This is a genomic window from Streptomyces sp. NPDC058469 (assembly GCF_042721125.1).
Taxonomy (GTDB): Bacteria; Actinomycetota; Actinomycetes; order Streptomycetales; family Streptomycetaceae; genus Streptomyces.
Genome location: NZ_JBHXME010000142.1, coordinates 14989 through 29245, shown reverse-complemented (window position 1 = coordinate 29245; position 14257 = coordinate 14989). Strand labels below are relative to the sequence as shown.

At 71.9% G+C, this 14257-nt stretch carries 10 protein-coding genes; 5 read left to right on the top strand and 5 right to left on the bottom strand.

The features are described 5' to 3' along the window. The coding region (gene glgX, locus ACFWP5_RS40345) for a glycogen debranching protein GlgX (RefSeq protein WP_384168766.1) at window positions 1-2221 on the top strand (2221 nt) is incomplete at its 5' end. A gap of 5 nt (window positions 2222-2226) precedes the next feature. Here the strand turns inward: glgX and ACFWP5_RS40340 are convergent. The 4 genes from ACFWP5_RS40340 to ACFWP5_RS40325 are packed head-to-tail and all read right to left on the bottom strand — an operon-like array spanning window position 2227 to window position 5801. After that, window positions 2227-2871, bottom strand: a complete 645-nt coding sequence (locus ACFWP5_RS40340) for a response regulator (RefSeq protein ID WP_384168763.1) — start codon at window positions 2869-2871, stop codon at window positions 2227-2229. Then, complete coding sequence (locus ACFWP5_RS40335; RefSeq protein ID WP_384168760.1) at window positions 2864-4132, bottom strand: sensor histidine kinase; 1269 nt, start codon at window positions 4130-4132, stop codon at window positions 2864-2866. Before ACFWP5_RS40335 ends, ACFWP5_RS40340 begins: the two co-directional genes overlap by 8 nt. Window positions 4133-4158: 26 nt before the next feature. Further along, window positions 4159-4893: an ABC transporter permease gene (locus tag ACFWP5_RS40330; protein WP_384168757.1), complete on the bottom strand. Its 735-nt coding sequence runs from the start codon at window positions 4891-4893 to the stop codon at window positions 4159-4161. Then, window positions 4890-5801 carry an ABC transporter ATP-binding protein gene (locus tag ACFWP5_RS40325; RefSeq protein ID WP_384168755.1) on the bottom strand — a complete coding sequence of 304 codons (912 nt, stop codon included), beginning with the start codon at window positions 5799-5801 and terminating at the stop codon, window positions 4890-4892. The genes ACFWP5_RS40330 and ACFWP5_RS40325 overlap by 4 nt, the downstream gene beginning before the upstream one ends. Before the next feature lie 159 nt (window positions 5802-5960). Between ACFWP5_RS40325 and ACFWP5_RS40320 the strand changes: the two genes are divergently transcribed. Further along, window positions 5961-7811: an ABC transporter ATP-binding protein gene (locus ACFWP5_RS40320; protein ID WP_384168752.1), complete on the top strand. Its 1851-nt coding sequence runs from the start codon at window positions 5961-5963 to the stop codon at window positions 7809-7811. Then, complete coding sequence (locus ACFWP5_RS40315; protein ID WP_384168749.1) at window positions 7808-9670, top strand: ABC transporter ATP-binding protein; 1863 nt, start codon at window positions 7808-7810, stop codon at window positions 9668-9670. Before ACFWP5_RS40320 ends, ACFWP5_RS40315 begins: the two co-directional genes overlap by 4 nt. Here ACFWP5_RS40315 and ACFWP5_RS40310 read toward each other — a convergent pair. After that, the gene (locus ACFWP5_RS40310; protein ID WP_384168745.1) at window positions 9564-10280 is read right to left on the bottom strand and encodes a DUF6333 family protein; all 717 of its coding nucleotides are present in this window, start codon (window positions 10278-10280) and stop codon (window positions 9564-9566) included. The genes ACFWP5_RS40315 and ACFWP5_RS40310 overlap by 107 nt on opposite strands. Before the next feature lie 354 nt (window positions 10281-10634). On the opposite strand from ACFWP5_RS40310, the gene ACFWP5_RS40305 reads away from it, so the two are divergent. Next, a complete protein-coding gene (locus ACFWP5_RS40305) occupies window positions 10635-12347 on the top strand; it encodes an ABC transporter transmembrane domain-containing protein (protein ID WP_384168742.1) in 1713 nt (570 codons plus the stop codon). A gap of 11 nt (window positions 12348-12358) precedes the next feature. Then, window positions 12359-14122, top strand: coding sequence for an ABC transporter ATP-binding protein (locus ACFWP5_RS40300; protein ID WP_384168769.1), 1764 nt, complete (start codon window positions 12359-12361; stop codon window positions 14120-14122). Window positions 14123-14257: the final 135 nt, after the last annotated feature.

Here is a 14257-nt window from a genome sequence, read left to right as displayed (position 1 = left end):
GGCGCCACGCGCCGCCCCCGTTCTGAACGGCTCCCCGCACACGGGGCCGCCGGTGCCCGTGTGGCCGGGGACGCCGATGCCGTTGGGGGCCCGGTTCCGGGTCGGCCCGGACGGGGTGGCGGGCACCAACTTCGCGCTGTGGGCGGGGGGTGCGGAGGCGGTCGAGCTGTGCCTGTTCGACCCGGAGGGCGTGGAGACCAAGGTCCCGCTCACCGAGCTGACGCACGAGATCTGGCACGGCTTCCTGCCGGACGTCATGCCGGGACAGCGCTACGGCTTCAGGGTGCACGGCCGCTGGGACCCGTGGACCGGCGCCCGCTGGAACCCGGCGAAGCTGCTCCTCGACCCGTACGCGCGGGCGGTGGACGGTGCCATAGAAAATTTGCACAGCGGGCTGCCGCCCGAGGTGTACGCGCACGTCCGTGACTGGCCGCAGCAGCAGGTCGCGGACACCGTGCGCGACGACCGGGACTCCGCGCCCTACGTCCCGAAGGGCGTCGTGGTCCACGACGACACGACCGACGACGAGTGGATGGACGACCGCCGACCGAAGACACCGTGGGCGGACTCGGTGATCTACGAGCTGCATGTGGGCGGCTTCACCAAGCTGCACCCCGGCATACCGGAGGAACTCCGGGGCACCTACGCCGGGTTGGCGCACCCGGCGGCGATCGAGCACCTGGTGAAGCTGGGCGTGACGGCCGTGGAACTGCTGCCCGTCCACCAGTTCGCACACGAGGACCATCTGCTGCGCAAGGGCCTGAAGAACTACTGGGGTTACAACTCCATCGGCTACTTCGCCCCGCACGCGGCCTACGCGGCGACCGGCACCGCGGGGCAGCAGGTCGGCGAGTTCAAGCGGATGGTGCGGGCCCTGCACGAGGCCGGTATCGAGGTCATCCTCGACGTGGTCTACAACCACACCGCGGAAGCAGGCGAGTTGGGCCCGATGTTGTCGTTGAAGGGCATCGACAACCGCGGCTACTACCGCCTCCAGAGCGACGCCCGCCGCTACACGGACTACACCGGCTGCGGCAACACCCTGCACGTCGTCCAGCCGCACGTGCTCAGGCTCATCACCGACTCCCTGCGCTACTGGGTCACCGAGATGGGCGTCGACGGCTTCCGCTTCGACCTCGCGGCGGCGCTGGCCCGCTCGATGCACGACGTCGACATGCTGTCCCCGTTCCTCGCCGTGATCGCTCAAGACCCGGTGCTACGACGGGTGAAGCTGATCGCCGAGCCCTGGGACGTCGGCTCGGGCGGCTACCAGGTGGGCGCGTTCCCGCCCCTGTGGACGGAGTGGAACGACCGTTACCGCAACGCCGTCCGGGACTTCTGGCGGGGCGCGCTGCCGGACGTACGGGACCTCGGGTACCGCCTGTCGGGGTCGAGCGACCTGTACGCGTGGGGAGGCCGTCGCCCCTACGCCTCGGTCAACTTCATCACGGCGCACGACGGTTACACGCTGCGGGACCTGGTGTCGTACGAACGCAAGCACAACGAGGCCAACGGCGAGGGCAACCGGGACGGTTCCGACGACAACCGCTCCTGGAACTGCGGGGTCGAGGGTGAGACGGACGACGAACGCGTAAAAGCGCTCCGGCGACGGCAGTTGAGGAACCTTCTCACCACCCTCCTCCTCTCCACGGGCGTGCCGATGCTGGTCGCGGGCGACGAGCTGGGGCGCACGCAGCGGGGCAGCAACAACGCCTACTGCCAGGACAACGAGATCAGTTGGGTGGACTGGAGTCTGCGGGAGGACCCCGGCTGGCGTGCGCTGACCGACCTCACCGCCCGGCTGATCGACCTGCGCCACCGCCACCCGGTGCTGCGCCGCCGGGCGTTCTTCTCCGGGCGGGCCCATTCGGCGGACGGCATAAGGGACTTGGCCTGGTTCACCGCGCGCGGCGCGGAGATGACGGAACGGGACTGGTACGCGCCCGCCGCCACCCTGGGTATGTACCTCTCCGGCCGGGACATCCCCGGCCGCGACGAACGCGGCGCCCCGATCGTCGACGACAGCTTCCTCGCCGTCCTGCACGCGGGCCACCGGCCGGTGAGCTTCGTGCTGCCGGGGCCGCCGTGGGCTGAGCGGTACGAGGTGGTCGTCGACACGTCACGGGAGGAGCAGGGCGCGGCGCCGGGGGTGGTGCACCGGGCGGGGGCGGCGATCACGGTGCCGGCGCGGGCTGTGCTGTTGCTGAAGGTGGCCGGCTGAGCGCGTCAGCCGAGGATCCCCCGGTCGTACGCCACCGCGACGGCCGCCGCGCGGTCCTTGACGCCCAACTTGCCGTACAGGTGGGTGAGATGGGTCTTCACGGTCGCCTCGCTGATGAAGAGTTCGCGGGCGATCTCGCGGTTGGACGTGCCCTTGGCGACCAGGGCCAGGACCTCGCGTTCGCGGGCGGAGAGCGGCTCGTTGCCGGGGGTCTGGGGGCTGCGGACCGCGGAGACCAGGCGGGAGGCGACGGCGGGTGAGAGGACCGTGCGGCCTTCCGCCGCCGCGCGGACGGCGGTGAAGAGTTCGTCGCGCGGGGCGTCCTTCAGCAGGTAGCCGGTCGCGCCCGCCTCGATCGCGGGGAGCGTGTCGGAGTCGGTGTCGTACGTCGTCAGGACGAGCACCTTCGCGCGGGCGGCGCGGCGGGTCAGCTCGCGGATGGCGTCGACGCCCGCGCCGCCCGGCATGCGCAGGTCCATCAGGATGACGTCCGGGTCGAGGTCTGCGGCCCGCTCCACGGCCTCGACGCCGTTGGACGCCTCGCCCAGGACGCGGAATCCGGGCGCGGACTCGAACATGCCGCGCAGACCGTCCCGTACGACGGGATGGTCGTCGACGATCAGCAGGGAGATCAGCAACTCGTCACTCATGGCGGACCAACGGTACGCGAGCCGACAGCGCCGTGCCGTGACCGGGCTCGGACTCGATCGCGAGGGAGCCCGCGATGCGTTCGGCGCGGGCGCGCATGCCGTCGAGGCCGAAGCCGCCGGCGCGGGTGCGGTCGGGCAGCGCGAGCGGGTCGAAGCCCTGGCCGTCGTCGCGGATGTCGAGGATGACCTCGTCGCCCAGGAAGCTGAGCGTCACACCGACGCGGCCGGCCCGGGCGTGCCGGGCCGCGTTCGACAGGGCCTCCTGGGCGATGCGCAGCAGGGTCGCGGAGACCTCGTCGTGGAGCTGCTCGGTGGTGCCGGTGACGGTGAACTCGGCGCGGACGTCGGTGCGTTCGCCCCACTCCGCGACCGTGTTCTTCAGCGCCTCGGGCAGTCCGTCGTTCTCCAGCGCGATGGGGGCGAGGTTCTGCACGGAGCGGCGGGCCTCGCCGAGGCTGTGCCGGGCGAGGGTGGAGGCGCGTTCGAGGTGAGTGCGGGCGGTCGTCAAGTCCGGCGCGTTCGCCACGACTTGGAGCTGGGCGATGATGCCGGTGAGGCCCTGGGCGATGGTGTCGTGGATCTCGGCGGCCAGTCGGCGGCGCTCGTCGGCGACCCCGGCCTCCCTTGCCTGGACGAGGAGTTGGGCGTGCAGGGCGGCGTTCTCGTCGAGGGCCTGCTGGAGCGCCGTGTTGGTGCGTTCGAGTTCGGTGATGGTCTCGGTGCGCTCGCGGGAGCGCTGTGTCTCCGCCTGGGTGAGATGCGCGATCGCCATCTGCAGACCGGAGTTGGCGGCCACGAGCGCCGCGAAGAGGATCCATTGGACCGCGCTCCCGAACGGCAGCCCGCCGGCCTGCGCTCCGGCCACGGTGACCGCGCTCGCGAACAACCCGACCCGCTGGGACACCGTGCCCGGGATCAGTTCGTCGGCGTCCATGAAGCCGGAGGCGGCGTAGAACGCGAAGAACGGGTCGATCCAGGTGAGGGCGAAGGCGATGACCCAACGGACGACGTAGTACGCCGTCCCCGCCCGCGACGGGGTCCGGCCTCGGCCGGGGCGGCGGGCACGGGTGCAGTGCCACCACAGCTGGAGGACGAGCGCGGCACCGGCCAGGGCCCAGCCGGCCCACCACTCGGCGGTGGAGTAGTCGAACAGACCGGAGGAGGCGAGCGCGAGGACGACACTGATGCCGAGCAGCCCGTACGGCCCCCAGGTGTGCAGCTGCTCCCAGCGCCGCTCGATCTGGCCGTCCTTGATGGTCATCTCCCCAGTCTGCACGGCCGCTTCCCCTACTCCCAGCGGAACCAGCGCGAGGCGCCGGCCGTCAGCAGCACGGTCCAGGCGACCAGCACGCCCAGGTGGGCCCAGCCCGGCCAGTCTCCCGCCGCCGCCCGGTTCAGGGCCTCGGCGGCGGCGCCGAACGGCGTGTAGCCGACGACCCGGGCGAGCGTGTCCGGCATCGACTGCACCGGGATCCACACCCCCGCGCAGAACATCATCGGGAAGAACACGGCCGACCCGATCGCACCCGCGATCTTCGTCGTCCGGGACAGCGCGGACACCACCGCTCCCAGCGCGAGCGCGGCCAGGACCGCGAGGACCAGGGCGAGGAGGTAGCCGCCGGGCTGCTTCGGCAGTCGTACGTCGAAGGCCAGCCGTCCGACGATCAGCGCGCACAGGGCGGAGGCCGGGGCCGCCGTGCCGTAGACCACCATCTGGGCGGAGAGCAGAGCCGTGGGCCGGACCGGGGTGGCGGACATGCGGCGGAGGATGCCGCGTTCGCGGTAGCCGGTGAGGTTCTGCGGCATCGACTGGAGCGCGCCGACGATCATGCCGAGCAGGACGGTGACCGGGACGTACACGTCGACGGTGCGCAGGCCGCCCAGGTCCGCCTCGTGGTGGCGGAAGCCCGGGATGGAGCCCAGGATCACCAGCAGCAGGGTGGGGAAGAGCAGGATCCAGAAGAGGGCACCCGGTTCGCGGCGGAAGAGCCTCAACTCGGTGCGCAGGACGGCCGTGTTCATGCGGTGACCTCCGTCAGGTCCAGGAACGCGTCGTCCAACGTGGCGTCGGACACGCGGAGTTGGTGGGCGGTGATGTGGTTGCGGGCGAGCAGCGTGATGACGGCGTTGACGGTCTCGTCGGAGCCGGAGAGCGTGATCCGGCCGTCCTTGCGCGCCACGGACGTGAGCGCGGGGAGCACGTTCAGGTCACCGTCGTCCAGGGGGCCGGAGGGTGTGAAGCTGATGACCGTGGAGCCCGCCGAGCGCCGGATCAGCCCGTCCGGGGTGTCCAGGGCGGCGACTCGCCCCTTGTCGATCACGGCGATCCGATCGCAGAGCCGCTGTGCCTCCTCCATGAAGTGGGTGACGAGCAGGACGGTGACCCCGCTCGCCCGCACGTCCTCGATGAGCTGCCAGGTGTCACGGCGGGCGCGCGGGTCGAGGCCGGTGGTCAGTTCGTCGAGGACGACGACCCGGGGGTTGCCGATCAGCGCGAGCGCGATGAACAGGCGCTGCTTCTGGCCGCCGGACAGCTTCGCGAAGCGGGTGGTGAGCTTCGCGGTCAGCCCGAGGCGCTCGGCGAGGGGCTGCCAGTCGGCGGGGTGCGGATAGAAGGACGCGTACAGCTCCAGCGCCTCGCGGACGGTGAGCTTGGCCTGGAGCTCGCTCTCCTGGAGCTGGGCGCCGAGGACACGGGCGACCTCCTCGTGGTCGGCGACGGGGTCGAGGCCGGTGACGCGGACCCGGCCCGCGTCCGGGACGCGCAGGCCCTCGACGCACTCGACGGTGGTGGTCTTGCCGGCGCCGTTCGGGCCGAGGATCCCGAAGATCTCGCCCTCCTCGACGGCGAACGAGACACCGTCGACGACGGCCCGGCCGCCGTAGGACTTCCGTAGTGCGGTGACTTCGATGACTGGTGTGGCTGGCATGTTCCGAGGGTCCCGCCGGGGCCGGGTCAGGCACATCGGCCATCGCGCTCGAAGGGGCATCAACCGATCGGTTGATGTCCCGCTACGACTCCCCACGCGACCCCTGGTCGGCCAAAACTCGGTGGGCACTGTCAGTGGTGGTCCGTAGGCTCGCCCGTGATGTCGACGACACATGCAACCACCAAGGACCGTTCCGCCGTCCGTACGCTCGCGCGGCTGTGGCCGTACGTCCGGCCGGTGCGGGTACGGCTGTTCGCCGCGGCCGGGGTCGCCGTCGTCGCGTCCTGTACGGGGCTGGTGTTCCCGCTCGTCCTGAAGTGGATGGTGGACGGGCCGGTCGCCGACCGGGACACGGCGGGCGTGTGGCTCGGGGCGCTGTATCTGCTGCTGCTCGGGATCGCGGAGGCGGGGCTGTTCGGGCTGCGGCGGTGGCTGGTCGCGCGGCCGTTGTCGCATGTCGAGGCGGAGATGCGGGCGGATCTGTTCCGGCATCTGCAGCGGCTGCCGGTGTCCTTCCACGACAGGTGGCCGTCGGGCCAGCTCCTGTCCCGGGGCACGACCGACCTGATGCTGCTGCGCATGTTCCTCGCCTTCCCGCTGACGTTCCTGCTGGTCAACGCGGTGACGATCCTGGTGGGCGTGGTCATCATGCTGCTCCAGGACTGGACGCTGGGGCTGGTGATCCTCGGGCCCGCCATACCGGTGGTCATCACGTGCGTGGTCTTCGAGCGGCGGTACGCGCACGTGGCGCGCCTCGCGCAGGACCAGGTCGGCGACCTGACGACGGTCGTCGAGGAGAGCGTGCTCGGCATCCGGATCATCAAGGGCTTCGGCCGCCACCGCAGCCAGGCGCGGGCCTTCCGCGAACTGTCCCGGACCCTGCGCGGCACCGAACTGCACAAGGCCCGGCTGCTCGCCATGATCTGGGGTGTCATCGTCACCCTGCCGGAGCTGGCGCTCGGGGCGACGCTGGTACTGGGGACGGTGCAGGTCGCGGACGGCAACCTGTCGGCGGGAACGCTGGTGGCGTTCCTGTCCACGGCACTCGCGCTGCGCTGGCCGGTGGAGTCGATCGGCTTCCTGCTGGCGATGAGCCAGGAGGCGGCGACGGCCACGGAGCGGTTCTTCGAGGTGATGGATGTGGCGCCGGAGATCGATGTGACGCCCTCGGGGGAGGCGCCCCAAAGGGGCGCGGGGCTGTATCGATATGCGGCTCCGCCGCGGAGCGTGACCAGCTCCCACCGGCCCGCACCCGAAAACGACGGCATCCGTTTCTCCACCGTCTCCTTCCGCTACCCCGACGCCCCACCCGATTCCCCACCGATCCTCGACCACATCGACCTGCACATCAGACCCGGCGAGTCCATGGCCCTCGTCGGCGCCACCGGCACCGGCAAGACCACACTCACCGCACTGGTCCCCCGCCTCCACGAGGTGACGTCGGGCCGCATCACACTGGACGGCGAGGACATCACGGCCATGTCCCGCCAAACGCTGCGCGCCATGGTCGCCGTGGCCTTCGAGGAACCGACGTTGTTCTCGGCGAGTGTGGGGGAGAACGTACTCATGGGAGCCGAAGAGGGCGCGGGAGAGCCCGAGTTGGAGCGCGCACTGGCCGTCGCCCAGGCCGACTTCGCGCACGCGTTGCCGCACGGCACGGACACCCAGGTCGGCGAACAGGGCCTGAGCCTCTCCGGCGGCCAGCGCCAACGCCTCGCGCTGGCAAGGGCGGTGGTCGGCAAACCCCGCTTCCTGGTCCTCGACGACCCGCTCTCCGCGCTGGACGTCCACACGGAGGCCGCCGTTGAGGCCGCCCTCCGCCAAGTCCTCGCCGACACCACGGCGTTGATCGTGGCCCACCGCCCGTCCACGGTCCTGCTGGCCGACCGCGTGGCCCTGCTGTCCGACGGCCGCATCACGGCGGTGGGCACGCACCAGGAACTCCTGCGGACGAACGCGGAGTACGCGCATCTCATGTCGGGGGTCGAGCACCAGGGGGACGAACGATGACCGCGGCCACCACCTCCGCCCCCACCACCGGCGACGACGACCACGAACCCCCGCGCCCGCCCGCCGCAGGCGACCCCTTCGATCACGACGTCCTGCCCACTCCCCCGGGCGCGACCGCCGCGCTCCTGCGTTCGCTGCTCGCCCCGATGAAGGCGCGGGTCGCCGTCACGACCCTCCTCCTGCTGCTCCAGCAGGCGGCCGTGCAGATGGGCCCGCTGCTGGTGGCGTACGCCATCGACCGGGCGGTGCCCGCGTTCCGCGATCACGACCGCGGTCCGCTGATCGCCGTCGGAGCGGGCTATTTGCTCTGCGCGCTGATCTCCGGCGGGCTGCAGTACGCGTTCATCGGTGCCTCCGCGCGCGTCAACCAGGACGTGCTGCTCGATCTGCGCGGCCGTATCTTCCGGCACGCGCAGGCGCTCAGCATCGACTTCCACGAGCGGTACACGTCCGGCCGGCTCATCTCCCGTTCCACCACGGACATCGAGGCCCTGCGCGAACTGCTCAGCGAGGGGCTCCAGGAACTGATCACGGTCATCCTGTCGTTCGTGTACATCTCGGCGATGCTGCTCTGGCTCGACCTGGGTCTCGGCGCGGTCGCGGTGGCGTCGTTCGCGCCGTTGTACCTGCTGGTGCGGGTCTACCAGCGGCGCGCGGTGCGGGTGTACGCGGTGCGGTCCACGGCGATCGCGCGCGTGATCGTGAAGTTCGTGGAGACGTTGAACGGCATCCGCCCGGTGCGCGCGTTCCGCCGCGAGGACGTGAACGACGCCGACTTCGCGGTCCTCAACCGACAGCACGAACGGTCCAACGGCAACGCCCTGTTGGAGATGGCCCGCTATGTCACCGGCTCCCGCCTCGTCGCCAACACGGCCGTCGCGGTGATCGTGCTGTGGGGCGCGACCCGGGTCGCGGACGGCTCACTGGAGCTGGGCGTGCTGGCCGCCGCGGTGCTGTACCTACGGCGGCTCTACGACCCGATCGACCGGCTCGGCATGTTCCTCAACTCGTACCAGTCGGCCGCCGCCTCCCTGGAGAAGATCGCGGGTCTCCTCGCCCAGGTCCCGTCCGTCCCCGAACCCTCAACACCTGTGCAGCTCCCGGCACTTGAGTCGGAACAGCCCGGCCGTGAGGTCGTCTTCGACGGTGTCCGCTTCGCCTACCGCACCGGCGGCGAGGTCCTGCCCGTCTTCGACCTCGCCCTCCCCGCCGGCCAGACCGTCGCCGTCGTCGGCTCCACCGGCGCCGGCAAGTCCACCCTGGCCAAGCTGCTGGCCCGTTTCTACGACCCCTCGGACGGGCGGGTCCTGCTCGACGGCGTCGACCTGCGCGAGCTGTCCGCGCCCGAACTGCGGCGCGGGGTGGTGATGGTGACGCAGGAGGCGTTCCTGTTCTCCGGCACGGTCGCCGAGAACATCGCGATCGGCCGCCCGGACGCACCCCGCGAGGAGATCGAGCGGGCCGCGAAGGCGATCGGCGCGCACGACTTCATCAGCGCGCTGCCCGACGGCTACGACACGGACGTACGCAAACGGGGTGGCCGTATCTCGGCCGGTCAGCGCCAACTCGTCGCGTTCGCACGGGCGTTGCTCGCCGACCCCGCCGTCCTCATCCTCGACGAGGCGACCAGCTCCCTCGACATCCCGGGCGAACAGGCCGTACAGCGCGCCATGTCGACGGTCCTGCGCGGCCGTACGGCGGTCGTGATCGCCCACCGGCTGTCCACGGTCGAGATCGCGGACCGGGTGCTGGTCATGGAACACGGCCGGGTCGTCGAGGACGGCACACCGGCCGAACTGATCGCGGGCACCGGACGGTTCGCGGATCTGCACCGGGCTTGGCGGGACAGCCTGGCGTGAGCGCGGTGTCCGGAACCCAGGGAAACCACACCTCGCCGATACTCCCCTCGCCCTCCTCGCCGCGATCGACGACGAACGCCGACTCCAGGCGCTCCTCGTCCGCGTAGAAGGACAACGCCCCGCCCGTCAGCACGTGCAGCGGCCCGTCGTAGTCGAAGAGCCCTTCGCCGCCGAACTCCTCGTCCTCACCCAGCAGTTCGGGATCGATACCGGCCGCCGCCAGCATGGCCCGGAGGTCCCCGGTGACCGCCAATTCATCGAAGCCCTCAACCGCCAGGTCCGGAGCCCCGGGCATCGCGACCAGGATCTTCAAGTAAGCCGCCCCGAAGTCCCGTTCGCAGACGGCGACGATCCTGGCGTCGGGATGCCCCAACCGCGACGGAGCCTTCTCACGGCGGATCGCCGCGACGGACGACAGGGACAACACGGCCGCCCTCGCCGCCTCCGCGTCCTGGGCCGTGGCGGGCGGCCGTTCGTCGGGCCGGAGCGGGTAGGCGAAGGGGGGATGGACGACGACCGGATGCGCGTGCCCGGCGACTGCCCGATCGGTCTGATCTCCGGCATCGCGAGCGCCCTCGCCGTGGCCGACGGAGCGCTCGTGTGTTGACATCCTCCGCCTCTTAAAAGAGAGGGATTCCAACCCAGGCGGGTTGAGGTTCACGGGCGTTCGAGCGGCTGGTGGCCGCTGTCGCCCCTCCGGCACCGGCGGTACGCCTGGGGCGGGGGATCCCGCCCTGCCCTGCCGCGACATTGACTGCTGCGTTCTCATCGGCGTTGCAGGTGAACCCGCAGGACACGCAGACGAAGTCGGCTTGACGGGCCGGTACGCGCAGCCTGCGTACCGGCTCCTTCGCACGCGATATTCGATGGGCAACCGCACTCACGCTCGGTAATCTTCGTTGTCTCCAACCACACCCGGACCGCTTTCGGCTGCGCGCCCTCGGCAGCCTGAGCAAGGAGGCACATGATCGACGCGTACGAGGATCCCGGGACACCCGACTGTCGGGGCGGCTGGCGGTTCCTGTGGTGGCTGGTGCGGCGGCAGCCGGGGCGGGCGGTGTCCGGGGCGCTGCTGTCGAGCGTCTGGATGGTGCTGATGGCGGCGGCGCCGTATCTGATGTCCCGAGCGGTCGACGACGGGCTGGTGCCGGGCGACCTGGGCGCGCTGGCCTGGTGGACCGGGGTGCTGTTCGCGGTCGGCGCGGTCAACTCGTGGCTGAGCATCATGCGGCACCGCACGATGACCCGGGTCCGGATCGACGCCAACTTCCGCACGGTCAAGCTGATCGTCGGCCAGACGGTCCGGCTGGGCGCCGTGCTGTCGCGACGGGCGCAGGCCGGCGAGGTGATCACGACCGGCGTCGGCGACGTATGGACGATCGCCCAGTCCCTGACCGTCGTCGGCCCCGGCTTCGGCGCCCTCGTCGTCTACGGCGTGGTCGCCGGCGTGCTGCTGTCGATCTCGGCGCCGCTCGCGGCCGTCGTACTGCTGGGTGTGCCGGTGATCGCGTTGCTCGCGGGACCGTTGACGCTGCGCCTGCAGAGCGTGGAGACGGAGTACCGGGAGCGGCAGAGCGTGCTGACCGCGCGCATCGGGGACCTCGCGGGCGGCCTGCGCGTCCTCAACGGCCTGGGCGGCAAAGGGCTGTTCGCGGACGCGTTCCGCCGTGACTCGCAGCGGCTGCGCGTGCAGGGGTACCGGGTGGGCTCGGTGGCCAGCTGGGTGCAGGCGATCGGGGTGGGGCTGCCGACGCTGTTCCTCGCCGTGGTGACCTGGCTCGCGGCCCGGCTGGCGGCCCAAGGACAGCTCTCCATCGGTGAGTTGGTCGCCGTGTACGGCTATGTGGCGGTCCTGATCGGCCCGGTGGCCTTCTTCGTGCAGATGGTCTACGAGCTGAGCCGGGGCGTGGTGGCCGCGCGGAGGGTCGTAGGGCTGCTGCTGCTCGAACCCGTGCCGGACACCGGGGAGTTGGCCGCGCCCGCCGAACCGGCCGCTCTGCACGATCCCGACTCCGGGGTGCGGGTGCTGCCGGGGCGGCTGACCGCGCTGGTCGGTGCGCGGCCCGCCGACGCGCTGGCGGTGGTCGACCGGCTCGGGCGGTACGCGCCGTCCGTGGCGACCTGGGGCGGGGTGCGGCTCGACGGGATTCCGCTGGACCAGGTGCGGGCGCGGATCCTGGTCGCCGACAACGAGGCCGACCTGTTCGCCGGACCGCTGACGGAGGTGGTCTCCGGGCGCCGGGAGCGGCCGGCGGAGGCGGTGGCGCAGGCCGTGCACGCGTCCGCCGCCGACGACATCGTGCAGGGGCTGCCGGAGGGGCTGGACTCGGCGGTGGCCGCGCAGGGGCGCAGCCTCTCCGGGGGACAGCGTCAACGGGTGCGGCTGGTAAGGGCGTTGCTCGCCGAACCCGAGGTGCTGCTCGCGGTGGAGCCGACCTCGGCGCTCGACGCGCACACGGAGGCGGCGGTCGCGCGGCGGCTGCACGCCGAGCGCACGGGCCGTACGACGGTGGTCACCACGACGTCCCCGCTGGTCCTCGACCACGCGGACACCGTGCACTACCTGGTCGACGGCAAGGTCGCGGCCAGCGGCGGCCATCGCCGCCTGCTGGCGGAGGAACCCGGCTACCGCGCGCTGGTGGCCCGGGACGCGGACGCGGAGGAGGTCGTACGGTGACGCAATCCACCCTGGCGAAGGGTCAACTGCCGGTCGCGGGACGGGCGGACGTACGGCGGGCCGCGCTGCGCCTGATCCGGGCCGACCGGCGGGCGTTCGTCGTCGTGCTGGTGGTGAACGCGCTGGCGGCCGGGGCCGGACTGGCCGGGCCGTGGCTGCTCGGGCGGATCGTGGACGAGGTGCGGGCCGGGGCCGGGGTGGGGGTCGTGGACCGGCTGGCCCTTGTCATCGTGGCGTGTGCGCTGGCCCAGTTGCTGCTGGCGCGGTGGGCGCGGTACGTGGGGCACCGGTTCGGTGAGCGCACGCTGGCGCGGGTCCGGGAGGACTTCGTCGACCGGGCGCTGGCGCTGCCCGCGTCGGTGGTGGAGCGGGCCGGGACGGGTGATCTGACCGCGCGCGGTACGGCGGACGTGGCGATCGTGGGGACGACTCTGCGCGATGTCGGGCCCGATCTGCTGGTCAACTCGGTGCAGGCGCTGTTCGTCATGGGCGCGGTGTTCGTGCTCGACCCGCTGCTGGGGCTGTTCGGGGTGCTGGGGCTCACGCCGGTCTGGTTCGCGCTGCGCTGGTATCTGCGCCGGGCCCGGGACGGCTATCTCGCGGAGGGCGCGGCCAATTCGGAGGTCGCCGAGATCCTCACGGCGACCGTGGCCGGGGCCCGCACGGTGGAGGCGTTCCGGCTCCAGGAGCGGCGGGTGACCGCGAGCCGGGACACACTGCGGACGGCGCTGCGGAGCAGGCTGTACACGCTGTTCCTGCGGACGGTGTTCTTCCCGGCGGTCGAGGTGTCGTACACGATCCCGGTGGCGGGCGTGCTGTTCGTCGGCGGGTGGCTGCACGGGCGCGGGGAGGTGGGCCTGGGTGCGGTGGTGGCCGCGGCGCTGTATCTGCGGCAGTTCACCGAACCGCTGGACCAGATCCTGATGCGGATCGAGCAACTGCAGAGCAGCGGCGCCTCGTTCGCCCGGGTGGAGGGGCTGGCCCGGGCGCCCCGCGCGGAGGGCGACGGCGACGCCCCGGCTCCGGCGGACGACCGGATCGACGTGACGGGCGTGCGGTACGCCTACGAGCGCGGCGGCGAGGTGCTGCACGGCGTCGACCTGACCGTACGGCCGGGTGAACGGCTCGCTGTGGTCGGCCCATCGGGCGCCGGGAAGACCACGCTGAGCCGGCTGCTGGCGGGCGTCGACGCGCCGACCGAGGGCACGGTGACCGTGGGCGGGGTGCCGGTCCACGGGCTGGAACCGGAGACACTGCGCCGCCAGGTGGTGCTGGTCACCCAGGAGCACCACGTGTTCCTCGGCTCGGTCCGCGACAACCTCCTGATCGCCGAACCGGCCGCCACGGACGAGGAGTTGTGGGCGGCCCTGACGGCGGTCGGCGCCGAGGAGTGGGTCCGGGACCTGCCGGACGGCCTCAACACCCCGCTGGGCCCCCACGGTTCGGCCACGGACGGCTCACAGGCCCAGCAACTCGCCCTGGCCCGCGTGGTGCTGGCCGACCCGCACACGCTGATCCTGGACGAGGCCACCGCCCTGCTGGATCCGGCCACCGCCCGCCACACCGAGCGCGCCCTGGCCGCCGTACTGGAGGGCCGCACCGTCATCGCCATCGCCCACCGCCTGCACACGGCCCACGACGCGGACCGGGTCGCGGTGATGGAGAACGGCCTGCTGACCGAACTCGGCCCGCACGAGGAGCTGGTGGCGGCGGAGGGGGCGTACGCGGCGCTGTGGCATTCGTGGCACGGGGAGGGGCGGGGCTCGGGTGGCTGACGCAGGACGGTTCTCGCCCCCTCCACCCCGCCGATTCCGCGAGTGACGCGGTGGCCGACCGGATCAGGTGGGTGACGGCCGACTGACCATCCGCACAAGAGCGAAGCCCGGCCGACAGGGGGAACGCCGGCCGGG

Bases quoted from the DNA above. Each gene is read 5' to 3' on its own strand.
- ACFWP5_RS40340 (WP_384168763.1), bottom strand. From the start codon at position 2,871: ATGAGTGACGAGTTGCTGATCTCCCTGCTGATCGTCGACGACCATCCC.
- ACFWP5_RS40335 (WP_384168760.1), bottom strand. From the start codon at position 4,132: ATGACCATCAAGGACGGCCAGATCGAGCGGCGCTGGGAGCAGCTGCAC.
- ACFWP5_RS40330 (WP_384168757.1), bottom strand. From the start codon at position 4,893: ATGAACACGGCCGTCCTGCGCACCGAGTTGAGGCTCTTCCGCCGCGAA.
- ACFWP5_RS40325 (WP_384168755.1), bottom strand. From the start codon at position 5,801: ATGCCAGCCACACCAGTCATCGAAGTCACCGCACTACGGAAGTCCTAC.
- ACFWP5_RS40320 (WP_384168752.1), top strand. From the start codon at position 5,961: ATGTCGACGACACATGCAACCACCAAGGACCGTTCCGCCGTCCGTACG.
- ACFWP5_RS40315 (WP_384168749.1), top strand. From the start codon at position 7,808: ATGACCGCGGCCACCACCTCCGCCCCCACCACCGGCGACGACGACCAC.
- ACFWP5_RS40310 (WP_384168745.1), bottom strand. From the start codon at position 10,280: ATGTCAACACACGAGCGCTCCGTCGGCCACGGCGAGGGCGCTCGCGAT.
- ACFWP5_RS40305 (WP_384168742.1), top strand. From the start codon at position 10,635: ATGATCGACGCGTACGAGGATCCCGGGACACCCGACTGTCGGGGCGGC.